At 70.1% G+C, this 13114-nt stretch carries 17 protein-coding genes; 13 read left to right on the forward strand and 4 right to left on the reverse strand.

Annotated features, from left to right (window positions below; all coding sequences use genetic code 11):
- Positions 1-58 precede the first annotated feature (58 nt).
- Positions 59-268, forward strand: a complete 210-nt coding sequence (locus ACFO0C_RS43170) for a hypothetical protein (RefSeq protein WP_378072660.1) — start codon at positions 59-61, stop codon at positions 266-268.
- A 278-nt stretch (positions 269-546) separates the two neighbouring features.
- On the opposite strand, the gene ACFO0C_RS43175 is transcribed toward ACFO0C_RS43170, so the two are convergent.
- A complete protein-coding gene (locus ACFO0C_RS43175; protein ID WP_378072661.1) occupies positions 547-1011 on the reverse strand; it encodes a hypothetical protein in 465 nt (154 codons plus the stop codon).
- A complete protein-coding gene (locus ACFO0C_RS43180) occupies positions 1008-1529 on the reverse strand; it encodes an RNA polymerase sigma factor (RefSeq protein ID WP_378072662.1) in 522 nt (173 codons plus the stop codon). The genes ACFO0C_RS43175 and ACFO0C_RS43180 overlap by 4 nt, the downstream gene beginning before the upstream one ends.
- Before the next feature lie 188 nt (positions 1530-1717).
- On the opposite strand from ACFO0C_RS43180, the gene ACFO0C_RS43185 reads away from it, so the two are divergent.
- From ACFO0C_RS43185 to ACFO0C_RS43240, 12 genes are all read left to right on the forward strand, one after another.
- Entirely contained in the window at positions 1718-2197 is a 480-nt protein-coding gene (locus ACFO0C_RS43185; RefSeq protein WP_378072663.1) for an Asp23/Gls24 family envelope stress response protein, read from the forward strand.
- Positions 2194-2508 carry a hypothetical protein gene (locus tag ACFO0C_RS43190; RefSeq protein ID WP_378072664.1) on the forward strand — a complete coding sequence of 105 codons (315 nt, stop codon included), beginning with the start codon at positions 2194-2196 and terminating at the stop codon, positions 2506-2508. The genes ACFO0C_RS43185 and ACFO0C_RS43190 overlap by 4 nt, the downstream gene beginning before the upstream one ends.
- Positions 2509-2536: 28 nt before the next feature.
- The gene (locus tag ACFO0C_RS43195) at positions 2537-2716 is read left to right on the forward strand and encodes a hypothetical protein (RefSeq protein ID WP_378072665.1); all 180 of its coding nucleotides are present in this window, start codon (positions 2537-2539) and stop codon (positions 2714-2716) included.
- Positions 2709-3101: an Asp23/Gls24 family envelope stress response protein gene (locus ACFO0C_RS43200; RefSeq protein ID WP_378072666.1), complete on the forward strand. Its 393-nt coding sequence runs from the start codon at positions 2709-2711 to the stop codon at positions 3099-3101. Before ACFO0C_RS43195 ends, ACFO0C_RS43200 begins: the two co-directional genes overlap by 8 nt.
- The gene (locus tag ACFO0C_RS43205) at positions 3098-3673 is read left to right on the forward strand and encodes a DUF6286 domain-containing protein (RefSeq protein WP_378072667.1); all 576 of its coding nucleotides are present in this window, start codon (positions 3098-3100) and stop codon (positions 3671-3673) included. The genes ACFO0C_RS43200 and ACFO0C_RS43205 overlap by 4 nt, the downstream gene beginning before the upstream one ends.
- A complete protein-coding gene (locus ACFO0C_RS43210; RefSeq protein ID WP_378072668.1) occupies positions 3673-4215 on the forward strand; it encodes a hypothetical protein in 543 nt (180 codons plus the stop codon). Before ACFO0C_RS43205 ends, ACFO0C_RS43210 begins: the two co-directional genes overlap by 1 nt.
- A gap of 88 nt (positions 4216-4303) precedes the next feature.
- On the forward strand, positions 4304-4525 hold the full coding sequence (locus tag ACFO0C_RS43215) for a hypothetical protein (RefSeq protein ID WP_378072669.1): 222 nt from the start codon (positions 4304-4306) through the stop codon (positions 4523-4525).
- Between the two features lie 168 nt (positions 4526-4693).
- Positions 4694-5131: a hypothetical protein gene (locus ACFO0C_RS43220; RefSeq protein ID WP_378072670.1), complete on the forward strand. Its 438-nt coding sequence runs from the start codon at positions 4694-4696 to the stop codon at positions 5129-5131.
- Between the two features lie 106 nt (positions 5132-5237).
- Entirely contained in the window at positions 5238-5477 is a 240-nt protein-coding gene (locus tag ACFO0C_RS43225) for a hypothetical protein (RefSeq protein ID WP_378072671.1), read from the forward strand.
- A gap of 121 nt (positions 5478-5598) precedes the next feature.
- Positions 5599-6177, forward strand: a complete 579-nt coding sequence (locus ACFO0C_RS43230) for a hypothetical protein (RefSeq protein ID WP_378072672.1) — start codon at positions 5599-5601, stop codon at positions 6175-6177.
- Positions 6178-6330: 153 nt separating this feature from the next.
- A complete protein-coding gene (locus ACFO0C_RS43235; RefSeq protein WP_378072673.1) occupies positions 6331-6738 on the forward strand; it encodes a hypothetical protein in 408 nt (135 codons plus the stop codon).
- Positions 6739-7249: 511 nt separating this feature from the next.
- Entirely contained in the window at positions 7250-7774 is a 525-nt protein-coding gene (locus tag ACFO0C_RS43240) for a hypothetical protein (RefSeq protein WP_378072674.1), read from the forward strand.
- 24 nt (positions 7775-7798) lie between these two features.
- Here the strand turns inward: ACFO0C_RS43240 and ACFO0C_RS43245 are convergent, their stop codons facing one another.
- On the reverse strand, positions 7799-12175 hold the full coding sequence (locus tag ACFO0C_RS43245) for a hypothetical protein (protein ID WP_378072675.1): 4377 nt from the start codon (positions 12173-12175) through the stop codon (positions 7799-7801).
- A complete protein-coding gene (locus ACFO0C_RS43250) occupies positions 12172-13113 on the reverse strand; it encodes a hypothetical protein (RefSeq protein ID WP_378072676.1) in 942 nt (313 codons plus the stop codon). Before ACFO0C_RS43250 ends, ACFO0C_RS43245 begins: the two co-directional genes overlap by 4 nt.
- Between the last annotated feature and the right edge of the window lies 1 nt (position 13114).

Raw genomic sequence — 13114 nt, forward strand, 5'->3', positions numbered from 1 at the left:
TGCTAAAGTTTGCAACTGCGAAGCTGATGGCCGTTCGCAGCAGGTGAGGGCGGAACAGATGGCACTGCTGGACGAGCCGGAAGGCCAGGTCGTGGCGCGGCTCTATCTCAAGACCGTCGACTACAACTACGAGCTGTTGTGCCTGCTGGCCAGACACTTGGCGGACAATGGTGCCGGTGGCGACCTGCCCCGGTTACAGGCGATGCTCGATCAGTACGAGGCCGCTCTCGCGGACCTGCGGTCTCGCATCCGGGCCCGCGCGCCGTAATCGACAGCCGTGCTGCCGGAGCAGCGAGCGTCACGGTCCAGGACCTCCGGGCCACCACGCGGCTGGCGATGCAGGTCGAGTTCCGGTCGGCCGACTTCAACGGCTGGCAGACCGCGTACGCCTTCGACGTCTCGCGTGGAGTGAGCGGAGCCGCCGCCGACACCGCGCAGAGCCGGTCCGCCTTCCTGGCCGCGGCGGCGGCGTTCCGCAGCCCGCCGCCGGTCACGCGACCGCGACGATGGCCAGCCTGGGTACCTCCTCCGCGGAGATCCAGTCGATTACTGAGCGGTGCCGGCCGGCCGGTCGTCGCGGATGTCGTAGACGTGCACGTGGGAGTGCACCGCGGTGGCCGCCGGCGCGAGATCGCCGAGGATGTCGATGACGGCGCGATGGGTGACGTCGTGCACGGTGGCGGCCAGGGTCGGCAGATGTGTGCCGTAGCTCGCCGCGATCTCGACGGTGACCTCGACGAGCTGCTCCCGGTCGCCGGTCACGCAGGTGATGTCGGCGGCGCGGGCGCCGGTGACGGCGTCGACCGCCTGGCGGATCTGCTCGGTGAGCACGTCGCAGCGCACGAAGTAGTCGCCGTGGGCATGCCGGCCACGGACCGGGTCCGACGGGCGGAACACGCGCATCATCCGGTCGAGGATGCTGGGGCTCAGCACCGTCCACCCCGCGTCGGTGTGCTCACGGAGCAGTCGGGTGGCGCGCGTCAACGCGTCGGCGTCGTCAGGGATACTCACCGCCACTCCTTCAGGCTAGTCGCCAGTGTCGTCCGGGCGCGTTCCAGTAGCCCCCGTACGACGGTGGTGGATTCTGCGAGGACCGTCGCGATCTCCTCGTAGCTGAGATCCTCGATCTCGCGCAGCAGCCACGCCGACCGCTGGCGGGTCGGCAGGCGGCGCAGGGCGACGTCCAGCGCCCCGAGCAGGTCCGCGCCGAGCTGGACGTGTACCGGATCGGCAAGCGGGTCGGCCAGGTGTTCCTGCACGTCGTCGACGTTGACCGGGGGCTTCTCCGGTCGCTTGCGCAGGTGCCGGGACACCCGGTGCCGGGTCAGCGTGAACAGCCAGGTACGCAACGACGCGTCACCCCGGAAGGCCGGCAGGCCGCGCCAGGCGTCGATGAACGTCTCCTGGAGTACGTCCTCCACGCCTGCCGGTTCGTCGAGCAGGCGGTAGGCGTACCGGTAGAGGGCCGGGCCGTGCCGGGAGATGAGAGCCGCGAAGGCGCGTTTGTCCCCCAGACGTGCCCGTCTCACCAGGTCTTCGTCGGGTTCCTGCTCGTCGTCGGATTGCGGTGCCGTCAGGCGCACGGGCCTCTCTCTTTCCGCAAGCGCCCCTACTCTCCCGGTATGTGATGCACGTCACAGCTGTGGTGCCGTGAGGATTCCGACCGACCCGGCCTCGAACTGAGTGAACGCCACCGACACCCGACCAAGGAGCCACCATGACCGACTCGGTCACCACCGCACCGGCCAAGCCCGCCACCGCGAAGCCCGGCGGGCTCGCCGTGCGGGACAACGATCTCCAGACCGCGCAGGGTACGACCTCGATCGCCGACACCGTGGTCAGCAAGATCGCCGGCATCGCCGCCCGGGATGTGATCGGCGTGCACGCCCTGGGCAGCGGCACGTCACGGGCCGTCAACGCACTGCGCGAGCGCATCCCGGGCGCCCGGACCAACCACGCTCAAGGCGTGACCGTCGAGGTCGGCGAAACCCAGGCCGCCGTCGACATCGACCTGATCGCCGAGTACGGCGTCGCCATCGCCGACCTGGCCGCCGGCGTGCGCCGCAACGTCATCACCTCGGTCGAGCGGATGACCGGCCTCCAGGTCGTCGAGGTCAACATCGCCGTCGCCGACGTGCACCTGCCCGACGACGAGGCGCCGTCGGCAGAAGCCGATCGTTCGCCGCGCGTCCAATGAGCGGCGACCACGCCGAGGAGTCTGCCGACCGGATCATCGATCCGGTCGGGCAGACCGCCGAGGACGTCGCCGTCCTGGTCCGGGGCGTACCGGGCGTACAGCGACTGCACGGCGGCCTGTTCGGCGAGGTCGCCACCTACCTTCCCGGCCGGCGGGTGTCCGGCATCCGGATCGCCGCGGACCGCGTCGAGGTGCACGTGGTGCTCGACGCGAACGTGCCGATCCGGATGACCGCCGAACGCATCCACGCCCTGGTCCACGCGGCCACCCGCCTGCCGGTCCACGTTGTCGTCGAGGACATCGCGGCCTGACCGCGCTGTCGCGAGCTGAGGAGTGAGCATGTCCGCATCCATCGCCGGTCTGCTGGCCGGGCTGCTGCTGGCGCTGGTCGGCGCCGTCGGCGGCCTCGGCTGGTGTCTCGTGGCCGTCCTGCTCGGAGCCGTCGGCTACCTCGCCGGCGCCCAGCTGGAGGGCCGCATCGACCTGTCCGACCTGATCCCGGGCCGACGTCGTGGCTGAGCTGATCCGGACGAGCCGGCAGGCCGCCCAGGCCGGGGACCCTCGACCGGACCCCGGCGAGCGCGGTGGCCTGCACATCGCCGACCGCGCCGTGGAACGCATCGTGGTGGCCGCCGCCGGAGAGGTCGACGGCGCAGCCCGGCTCTCCGGCGGGCTGACCCGGTCGTACCCCCGGGCCGAGGTCGTCGTCGCCGGCGACCGGGTCCGCGCCGCCGTCACGGTGGCCGGCCGGTGGCCGACGTCAGCCGCCCTGCTCGCCGCCGACGTCCGCTCCACCGTGACCGACCAGCTCCGGCGCCTGGCCGGCCTGCGGGTCGACGCCGTCGACGTCACCGTCGCCGCCATGGTCCGCGCCGACGCGACTCACCACAGGAGGGTGAAGTGACCGTCGCCAACCACCAGCCGTCGCCGCTGACCGCGGCGACCGCGCCCACCGGCAACGGGCCGGTCGGCGCCGTCGGACCGGCGCTGGCGGTCCTGCTCGTCGTCGTGGGAGCGGCCGGGGTGCGAGAAGGCCTGATCACCGCCGGCATGGCCGGTGGATCCCCGCTGCTGCCCGGCCTACTGGACACCGCGGACCGGGCACTGACCGACCACGCGGCCCCGAGCGGCGCGATCGCGATCCTGGCCGGCCTGTGGCTGGTCGTGACCGCGTTGCGCCCCCGAGTACGCCGGACGTTCGCCCTCCGGGCCCGCACCGGTGTCTTCGCCTCCCGGCGCGACGTCGCCCGGATCGCCTCGGACGCCGCCGCCGGGGTCAGCGGTGTCCTGCATGCACGGTCCACGGTGTCGCGTCGCCGGGTGACGACCACGGTCGACACCCTCGGCTCCGACCCCGGCCCGGCCGACGAGGTCCAGCAGGTGATCACCGACCGGCTGCGACGTCTCACCAGCGAGCCGGCCGTCCGCGTCCGGACCCGGCCGGCCCGCCCCGGCGCGGACGGGAGGATCGCCTGATGCGCCGTCTCGTGCTCGGCCTCGACCGTACCGTGACCCTTGTCCTCGGCTCGGCCCTGATCGCCGCCGGAATCGTGCTCGTCTTCCGTCCCGGCCTGCGTCCCCGCCTGGACGCCGTGGCGTTGCACTCCGCCACCGGGCAGCCGTGGTGGCCGTGGGCCTGCGCTCTACTGGCGATCACCGGCGTCTGGTGGCTACTGGCCCACCTGCCCCGCCCCACGATCGCCGCCCTGCTGCTGCCCGGCTCCGGGCAGCCGGGCCGCCTCCTGCTCGACCCGCGCGGCCCGGCCACCCTCGCCGCCGAGATCCTCGCCGAGACACCCGGCGTCCGTTCGGCGCACGGCCGGGTGCTGCGTGACCGCGGTCAGATCGTCGTCGTGATCAACGCCGTCGCCGAGCCGCACGCGAACCTCGACGACATCGCCGACGCCGCCGACGCGGTCACCGCCGACCTGCACGCCGTCCTGGACCGCGACGACGTCACCGCCCGTGTCAACCTCGCCGTCGCCGGGAAACGACGCGCCCTGCCGCGGGTCAGCTGACCGCATCCCGGGCGTCAACGAAAGTGAGAGACCGATTCGGTCGTACGGCAGACGAGACGTACCCGCCCGGCCGGGCAAGCTCATCGACATGACCAAACCCCAGCTGTCCCGCCGGCCCGCCCGCAGCGATCGCCCGCACTGGTGGAAGTTGCTGCTCGACACGGTTCCGGCCCTGCTCGACCTGCCGGCAACGTTGGGTGACCTGGTCGGAGAGGCCTCGGCGGCGGTCCTCGACGACCCCGTTGATCTCCTGCCGGGCACCCGTCGCCGCCGGCGTACCCGAGGACGATCACCCGTCGCCGACGCATGACCTAACGCCAGTCCGCGGCATCGGACAGTGCCCGGGGTCGCCGTGTTGGTCTTCCGGTCCTTCCACCAACAGCGAACCCAAAGATCGGGCCCCAAGCTACTTCCCGGACCCGGCCGACGGACGGGTCGCACACGGCATCCGTGGCCCTTTTGAAAGTCGGAGTCTCTCATGCACGCAACCCGCCGCCACCCCCTTCTCGTGCCGCTGGCGGCCGTCTCGGCCGCCGCGGTGACCGCCACCATCGTGGCGGTGACCAGCGGGCAGAGCGCCAGCGCCACCGGGACCAATCAGACCACCGCGATGGTCGCCGAGTCGTTCGACGAACGGTCCTGCGGGACGGACGTGGTCACCATCAACACCACCAACTACCGGCAGGTGCGCATCGTCGGTAACTGGTTCGCCGACGAGGCGGACGGGACGACGGCGGCCACGCTCAAGTTCTTCGTCGTCGGCAGGGACACCGGCCAGTGGCAGCTCGGCGAACTGGCTCTCGCCGACCGCAGCGCCAAGACGATCGTCCTCGACGTGCCCGGGACGTCACTCGTCGTCAGGGCATCGTGCAACGGTACGTCCGCGACGATGGGCCTGCTGGCCTACGGCAACTGAGTGCCGCGCCGCTGTGGGGACGTCGAGCGGTTGTCCGGCTCGTCGACCCCACAGCGGGTACGCCGGCTCGCTCGGGGCGCGAGCGTGTGCATGGTTTACTCACCGGATGATCCGTTCGGGGGCTCGCCGTCTGTATGGCACCGCGCTGAAATGGCCGGTCGCGACGGCACTCGGCCTCTTCGCGTTCGGAACGGCACTCAGTGGCATCGCCGGATTGGTGATCGAGGAGACGAGCGGCCTGCCGCCCACGCCGTTCGTCGTCGTCATCGGCGTCGCCACCGGCGTGGTGGCCATCAAATTCCTGAGGGATGCCGACCGCAGAAAGCCGGTCAAACGGCCACGGTGATGCGTTGGCATCGTGACCGCTTGCTTTCGACGAAGCCGGGCCGCCGGCCGGGCATCCCGACCGGCTCCCGGCGAACCGGCACCAGCCGCAGGCACGTGATGCAGCCACTATCGTGGACCCGATGACGGGGATCACGGGTGGGGAACTCGGCCGCGAGGCGGCGCGCCGCCTCGCCGAGCGGTGCCGGGACATCCAGCCGGGCCTGACCGGCGCCGAGTTCGACCGCATCGAGCAGTCGTACGGCTTCGCGTTCGCTGACGACCACCGGGCTTTCCTCGCCGCCGGCCTGCCGGTCGGCGGTAGCTGGCCGGATTGGAGGAACGGCGACCCGCAGGTGCTCCGTGACAAGCTCACCTGGCCGGTCGAGGGTGTCCTGTACGACGTGGAGCACAACGCCTACTGGAACAACGGGTGGGGTGAGCGGCCGGCGCAGACCTCCGTTGCCGTCGGGCGGGCGCGGAAGCACCTCGCCACGGTCCCCACGCTGGTTCCGGTCTACTCCCACCGGTACCTACCGGCCGGCCGGGACACCTCCGGGCATCCGGTGATGTCGATGTATCAGACCGACATCATCTACTACGGGATGAACCTGCTCGACTACGTCTACCAGGAGTTCTCGGCCGGCCCGGGGATCCGGCGCTCGGATCCGCGGTGGGAGCCGCTGGCAACGGTCCCCTTCTGGAGAGACCTCGTCGGGTAGTGGCAGTTCCGGCGGAATCTCCCGCTCTCCTGCCTGGTCACCCGATGGGGCGCCACGGTAATCCGTTCAAGCAGATCTTCGTGATGGCGACCATCGGTGCTCAGCTGCCCGGATAGCTTTCCCTCGAATGGCGTGGTGAGGAATCGGGGGATCATGCTCAAGCCGAATATTTCGTCGGGGAAGAACGGCCGGAAGATGTCGGGCTCGACGCTCGCGGTGGCGTTTGCCGCCGGTGCTGTCGCCTTTGCGGGGGTTCCGTCGCCCGCCGTCGCCCAGGATCGCATTGATTACTGGTGCTATGGCTGTTTCGTCCTGGCTGCCGGGCCCCAGGCCGACACCGGGAAGGTTTCCGTCCTCCTGCTGGATCCGAAGAAGGGGTTCGGGGGAGAGCGTGGCAAGGAATGGTTCGACGCACGGAAGAGCCCGGATCGCATTCTCGCCACGGCACTGGCGGCATTGACGTCCGGCAAAACGGTTTCCGTCAATGTGGCCGCGAGGACGAAGGACAGCGCCATCGATCGCATCTACCTGGAGAGGGCTCCCGAGGAGGGTGGTTCCTAGACTCCTCCGCGGATTCGATGGCGGCCGGGCGTGTCGAGGCGTGGATCGTTCTGAGCTGGGGTGGTAGCTCGGCCCGGTAACGTCGCCGCGTCAGGACCGAGCTGGGAAGCTGACGGGTCGCCGCGAGATCACCGGCTCGCCCAGGGAGAGCCGCCGGGGCAGTGCTGAACCGTTGTCGGCGCCCAGTTCGATCCGTGGCACCAGACGTCCGGCTGAGCCGTAACGAGGCCACCTGTGACGGCGTGGGCGGTCCGGGTCGCTCCCGAATGGCCGAGCAGGCCGCTGCCAGCGTGGTCACGCCGTACATGCAGTAGTCGAGGTACCGGTTCAGTTTGTTGAAGAAGGAGTGCGACAGCTGGAAGGCCAAGCGTTCGCTCCTCTCATCCCGGTCATCGGGTGCGTTGCACTCGACGATATGCGCCTTTCAGGCGGGGCTTCGCGATGAGCGAGGCACGGTCTCCGGTGCCGACTACGGTACGAGGGAAGTGACATCGTGAGGCGAGGTTGGTGAATGAGAACGCTGTGGGATCGCGAGATGAGTGCCGAAGTGGCTCTGCTGGGAGACATCTCCCCGGCTCGCCGCATCAAGCTCGTATCGGACGTGATCGACGACACCGTCGCCTCGTTGCCTGACGCCGGACAGGATCTGCTCACCGGCGAGGCGGGTGCGGCGGTCGAGGCGGCGATCCGCGCGATTCATGCAGCTGTGGGCGGATCCAGCGAGGACGAACCGGCCGACGAGCTGTTCGATGAATTGCTCGAACTCGCCGAAGATGTCGACGTCATGCCGTTGTGGCAGCTGTTCATGGGTCTTTCGTACTGTGTTGCGGTTGTTCCTATGAAGATCGGTGTCGGCACCACCGAGGAGGTGCTGTCAGCTCTCTACGACACTGTTCGGGACTGCCAGGATCTGCCGGAGTTCCCGGTCGGAACTGCTGAGGACGTGGTGCTCGCCGTCGAGTCGGCGAACGACAGGTGTGTGGCTTCGATCGCCCGCCAGAAGACTCTGATCCGGGAGGCCGCCGACCAAGGGTGAGAGATTCCTGGTGGCGCTCTCGTCTCAAGCCACGAAGGCGGCGAGTGACGTCCACTCGCGTTCCGGCCGGCCGGCCGCGATCGCGGCCAGCTGGGCGTTTCTGAGCGCGACGTCCAACGAGACGGGTCCCTCGCGCAGCACTCGGATGACTCGGGCGGCCATCGCGCCGATCTCGTGATCGGACGCCGACTCGACGCCGACGACCAGGCACTTCACACCGAGGCTGAGCAGGAGCAGAACCAGGTCGAAACGGCCCGATCCGCCGATGGGTGCCGAGATCAATGCCGAGCGGGGCCAGCGCAGGTGTGTTGCGGTCGCGAGGGAGAGGTATCCCTCGGGGAGGATAAGCCGCTCGGCCGGGCCTGTTCCGGTCCCGCGCGCCGCCAGGTGCAGGAAGTCGTAGGTGTCCGCGCGCAGGGCGTCGAACAGGTGTCCGCCGGTCGACGTAAGCAGGTCAGCGGAGTGGAGATGGCAAGCGCTGGCGGGAACACTGTTGCCGTCGGTGTCCAGATCCCACGCGGCGCGTTCGGCTTGGACGTCGACGCCTCCGTCGTCGAGGCCTACCAGCCGCACGAGGGCCTGGCCGTCGACGCTTGGTGGGGACGGGCTGGTGACGCAGGTCAGCAGCGGCGTTCTGGTGACGACCGCATGATCGATCAACCTCAACCGTGCGCCGGACGGCCCCGTAAAGGTCAACGCCGGCCACGGTAGGTCACCGGCGCGGCAATTCGCCGATATCACGATCTCGATCGGGTTCCCTGCGGCGGTGGCCAGTCTCCTGATCAGGTCGACCGGCAGCAATCCGTCGAGAGGCGACGGTGAGGCGGCGGTGCCGCCCGAGAGAGAGGTCGCGGCTTCGACCGTCTCGGGTGCGAGTCGCGCGAAGGTGAGAGCGGCTCCTGACGAGATGCCCGACCGAAATACGCTTTTGAGACCCAGATTGTCGGTGATTTCGGTGAAGTCCAGTGCGTAGCGGGTTCCGATCGTCTTGCGTAGGTCGGCCACCTTCAGTTCCCGCGGGAGGACCAGCTCGGTGAAGGGCGGTGACACCGTTGCGTCCAGCTCTTGGCGTATGTTCTGGACATCAAACGGCCGGTATGGCCACGGTCGCATCCCTTTCTCCCCGTCGACGAGGTCATCGATGATCGATCTGACACGCTGGGTCAGGGAGGACCGTCCCGCGCGGACAGCGGTTGCGAGGTCAGCACGTCCGGCTGTCAGCGCCACCCGCAATCCGAGGTCGGCACCATTGCGGTCGCCGAGTTCGGCGGCAAGTGCGGCTAGGTCGCCGCAAGCTCGTTTCAGTGCCATGGTGAGCGGCGCCGGGGCGTGCCCGACGACTCTGTCGGTGCGCCACAGTTCCTCGATCAACTGCCTGGCCCGACGGGCGACGACAAGGGCGTGAGTGCGCTGACCGGCGGCGGCGGAGAACTCTGCTGCCGTCAACGTCAGGGAAAGGGGCCCGATCCCACCGTCCAGCGCCGTCTGGCGTTGTGCGGTCAGCAGATCGTCCAACGCCCTGCCGTCGTGGGATTCCCACCGGAGCAGCGCGCGAATCAAATCAAAGCGGTGCCGCCTCTCGTGTCGCAATGTCATGGTCGTCATCTGTGACTCCCACTCGTCGAGCAGCGGTCCGGCCTGGTCAGGTTCACCGATGCTGATGTACGCAGCGCCGGTTTCGTAAACGAAATCCGTGTGGTAACTGTCCGCTCCGCTGCCGAACAGCATGCCGGGTGGCACGCGGGACAGCTCCAGGCTTTCTGCGTATCGGCCCGCGAGCCGGAGGTCCCGCGCGCCGCGATAGCGTGCGACCACCGCCAACGTCAGGTCCCTCGGTGGGCTCCCGCCAAGCTCCCTGAGTGACATCGCGTGCAGGTCCGCAGCGGTGTGACCCGAGGGTGAGACAACTGGGACACCGGCCATCTCGGCGAAGCGATGGACGACTCCGGCACGCATCATCGCCTGCGCCCGGGTTGCCCAGCTCTCCGTAGCCCCGGCCGCGACGTCCAAGTGTTCGAGAGCACTCGACAGCAGCTCCGACTCGTTAGTGACCTTGCGGCTCAGTGCCTCCCGCTGATCGACGACGCGGGCAGCGGTCGTGGCATCGAGCGCGAGGGACAGGAAGTCGTCTCGGGCCATCGCCCGCTTGACTGCTTCGGATCGGACTCGAACGCGAAGCGCACGGGGCGAGTCCCGGCCCGGAGACCGCACCTCACCTGCGCCGACGTCGGATCTGTCGTCATCGTCGATCAGGGTGAGGACCGCCTCGACGCGGTCCTGCCGGCCACTTTCGTCCGCATAACGGTCGAGTGAAGGCCAGCGGCGGCGCCACTGCCGGTAGGTGGTGACGGCACTCCGTTGCGACCGGGCAGCCTCCACGGCACGGATGAACGCCGGCATCGTGGCTCCACCGACGGCGCCCGCGTCACCCCGGTAGCTGGTCCGCTCGTCGGCGAGCAGCTCAGACAGTGCTTCCGCTGCCTCATCGTCCAGGGGGTCGAGACCCATGGCCTGCGGACGGAGTCCCGATGTCGGCAGTGAGTCACCGGGGAATGCCAGGGCGACACCGAGTCGTAGCTGTGCCAGCCCGCGCCGCATGTCAGTGAGAAGTGGAGGCCTCCGCCCGTCAGCGGCTGCGGCCGGTTCGTCGATCGCCTGGTAACAGTCGGCCAACGTGCGCATCCAGGCGGCATGTTCTGCGTCCGGCCGGCCGTCGGAGATCACCGCGGCGAGCAGGCACGCCCGGGCGGTGAGCAGGGCCGGTGTCCGTGGACTTCCCACCACCGCCAGCCTGTCCTCGGTCACCATCGTGACGAACCCGTGCTGCCTGCCGATGTGGACAGCCGTGGCCAGCGCATTCTCGCCGACCTTCACCGCTTCCCGAAGTTCTCGGTGCAGGCGCTCCAGCCAGTGGCTCTCGTTCTCGGCCGGCGCGAACTCCTCGGCCCACCTCGTGATGACTCGCTCGGCCATCCGGTTGACGGTGCCCACATGGGCGTTCGAGAGTTGAACCAGCATCTCGTCGAGTTCGACGTCGCTCCCGGCGAGCTCCCGAAAGTCCTGGCGGTCGTCCAGTACCGCCCGGATCAGTGCGAGCGCGGCGTCGTACCCCTCGATGGTGTCTCTCTTCGCCTCGGCTATGGCCGCCGCCCTGATCGCGCCGAGGGCGCGGGGTGCGAGGTGCCGCTGCGGAAGGTCCCGGGCGGCCGCTGCCAGCCGCGCGGTGTGCGTGAACGCGGCCTCGCTCAGGGACCGCTGCTCCGGCGACAGCGTCATCCAGGATGATTCGACGTTCGCGACGGACTCCATGCCGGCCTCGTAGAGGACCCAGCCGAGCAGCCGGAGGCTGTCCGCCGTCTCGAATTCACCGGCGCGGGCGCGCGCGATCCGTGCCTCGACGGCGGCGACCAGTTCGTCATCGACCCGGACCCGCCGGGTGCGCAGGGCGCGGGCGAGGTCGCGCAGTTCCCGGTTGGTGCCCAGCGGCATGGTTGCGCGTACGGCGACCACGGGCACGATCTCCATCGGAGCGTCGGGCGCCTCGGCGTCAGCCGGTCCGCCCACCTCGAAGACGTCGCCGCGGCCCGTGGTGATCCGGACCGGGTCCGGCCCGACCTCGATCCGCTCCACGCGATCCGGGGCGATCTGTACCAGCGCGTCGACATGGGTACCCGATCGCACCCGTACCAGGCGCGGGGTGGTGTCCGGAACCGGAAGCAGCAGGTGCCGCCAGGTCATCGGTGTCTCGTTCAGGACGAGGTCGTCGCCGTCCAGACGGACCGGCATGTTGACCGTCGGAACGTGATCGCCGAGCGCATGGATGTGGGTGAGGTCGAGCGGCCCCGGCGAAGCGACCGGCAGTTCACCACGGGGTGCTGCCTGCAGCAGCTGCCAGGCGGTGACACTGGACCGCACGAGTTCGGGCAGGCGCCGGTAGGCGGCGGTGAACCAGTCCACCACACCGGTACGGTGTTCGACCACGACCGCCCGCAGCGCCGGCTGGAGCACCCGATCGATCTCGGCCGCGTCGGCGAGTCCGGCGGCCACCCGCACTGCGGCCCACTGCAGTTCCTCCTCCAGCAGCAGCGTCGGCGACAGCCGCCCGTGTACCTCGTGCAGGACCGGCCAGATCCGGTTCAACGGGCCGTCGGGGTCGTCGCCGAGACGGCGGGTCAGTTCCGTGCGCAGCGACTCGGCGATCTCGGTGCGCAACTGGACGGCTTCGGCGGAGCGGTGCCCGATCCAGTCGCTGAACCACAGGTCGCCCTCGACGCCGACGTCGTAGGCGGGGAGTAGGCCGAGCCGGACCGCCCGGATCAGTTCCGGCTCGATCCGCACCGCGACGCATAGCAGCAGCGCCAGTTCCTCCGCGGCCGGGCCGGGGCTCACGTAGCCGGTCACGGCGCGGCCGTCCGTGCCTGGCCGGCCGTGGTGTGCCGGTCCCATGTGATCATGGGGCAGTGCCGTAGCAGCACGGACGGCCACCGGGCCGGCGGGTAGGGGACGAGCCCGATCGGCTGGCATCCCCGGTGGATGAGCTGCCGCAGCAGGCGGTCCCATTCCCGCACGGTCGGCCGGTTCGGGGCGAGCGGGTCGGCGCCGATGCCGAAGTCGCTGAGCAGCAGCACCCGGGTCCCCGGCGGCGGTGGCCGGTAGGGACCCCAGGTCCAGCGGCGGCCGGGCCCGGCGCCCCGGCCGGGCACCTCGGCGAAGTAGACGACCTCGGTCGCCCGGGCCCCGATCACCGCACGGACGTCGTCGACGACATCGGCCTGGTCGCGCCGGAACGGCTGCATGCTGTCGCCGAGGTCGACCAGGACCTGGGTGCCGAACCGGAGTGTCGGGGCCAGGGTACGGGGCAGGTCGGTCACCGGTTCCGCCGCGGCGATCCGGGCCAGTGCCGCCGCGATGTCGGGCGCGCCGTCCGGGACCGGCCGCGACAGCAGCAGTTGCAGGATCGCCGCCGTCGACCGGGGCGCCAGCAGCCGTAACCGCCGCTCGGCAGCCCGTACACCGGGCGGTGGGGTCCGGGCGAGCACGTCGCCGTCGGCGTCCACGACCGGGCCCAGCGGTTCCCGGGCCACCGGCTGCAGGATCGGCAGGTTCGCGTACTCGCCCTCGTCGGCAGTGTCGCCGCCGGTGTCGGCCGGATCCGGAGTCTCCGGGCGTTCCGGTCGTGGCCGTGGCGTGGCAGGGACCGCCGGTAGCGGATCGGGCGCCGGCGCGGGCGAACCGGTGCCTGCCGCCACGTCGTAGCCGAGTGCCCGGGCCGCCGCCGGGAAGTCCCCGAGCGCACGCCGGGCCCGGATCACGTCACCCCACCAGATGTCCCCGGGCATC

The organism is Actinoplanes subglobosus (assembly GCF_042650585.1).
GTDB lineage: Bacteria > Actinomycetota > Actinomycetes > Mycobacteriales > Micromonosporaceae > Actinoplanes > Actinoplanes subglobosus.

Bases quoted from the DNA above. Each gene is read 5' to 3' on its own strand.
- ACFO0C_RS43220 (WP_378072670.1), top strand. From the start codon at position 4,694: ATGCACGCAACCCGCCGCCACCCCCTTCTCGTGCCGCTGGCGGCCGTC.
- ACFO0C_RS43170 (WP_378072660.1), top strand. From the start codon at position 59: ATGGCACTGCTGGACGAGCCGGAAGGCCAGGTCGTGGCGCGGCTCTAT.
- ACFO0C_RS43230 (WP_378072672.1), top strand. From the start codon at position 5,599: ATGACGGGGATCACGGGTGGGGAACTCGGCCGCGAGGCGGCGCGCCGC.
- ACFO0C_RS43250 (WP_378072676.1), bottom strand. From the start codon at position 13,113: ATGCCCGGGGACATCTGGTGGGGTGACGTGATCCGGGCCCGGCGTGCG.
- ACFO0C_RS43225 (WP_378072671.1), top strand. From the start codon at position 5,238: ATGATCCGTTCGGGGGCTCGCCGTCTGTATGGCACCGCGCTGAAATGG.
- ACFO0C_RS43210 (WP_378072668.1), top strand. From the start codon at position 3,673: ATGCGCCGTCTCGTGCTCGGCCTCGACCGTACCGTGACCCTTGTCCTC.
- ACFO0C_RS43240 (WP_378072674.1), top strand. From the start codon at position 7,250: ATGAGAACGCTGTGGGATCGCGAGATGAGTGCCGAAGTGGCTCTGCTG.
- ACFO0C_RS43235 (WP_378072673.1), top strand. From the start codon at position 6,331: ATGCTCAAGCCGAATATTTCGTCGGGGAAGAACGGCCGGAAGATGTCG.
- ACFO0C_RS43195 (WP_378072665.1), top strand. From the start codon at position 2,537: ATGTCCGCATCCATCGCCGGTCTGCTGGCCGGGCTGCTGCTGGCGCTG.
- ACFO0C_RS43185 (WP_378072663.1), top strand. From the start codon at position 1,718: ATGACCGACTCGGTCACCACCGCACCGGCCAAGCCCGCCACCGCGAAG.
- ACFO0C_RS43190 (WP_378072664.1), top strand. From the start codon at position 2,194: ATGAGCGGCGACCACGCCGAGGAGTCTGCCGACCGGATCATCGATCCG.
- ACFO0C_RS43215 (WP_378072669.1), top strand. From the start codon at position 4,304: ATGACCAAACCCCAGCTGTCCCGCCGGCCCGCCCGCAGCGATCGCCCG.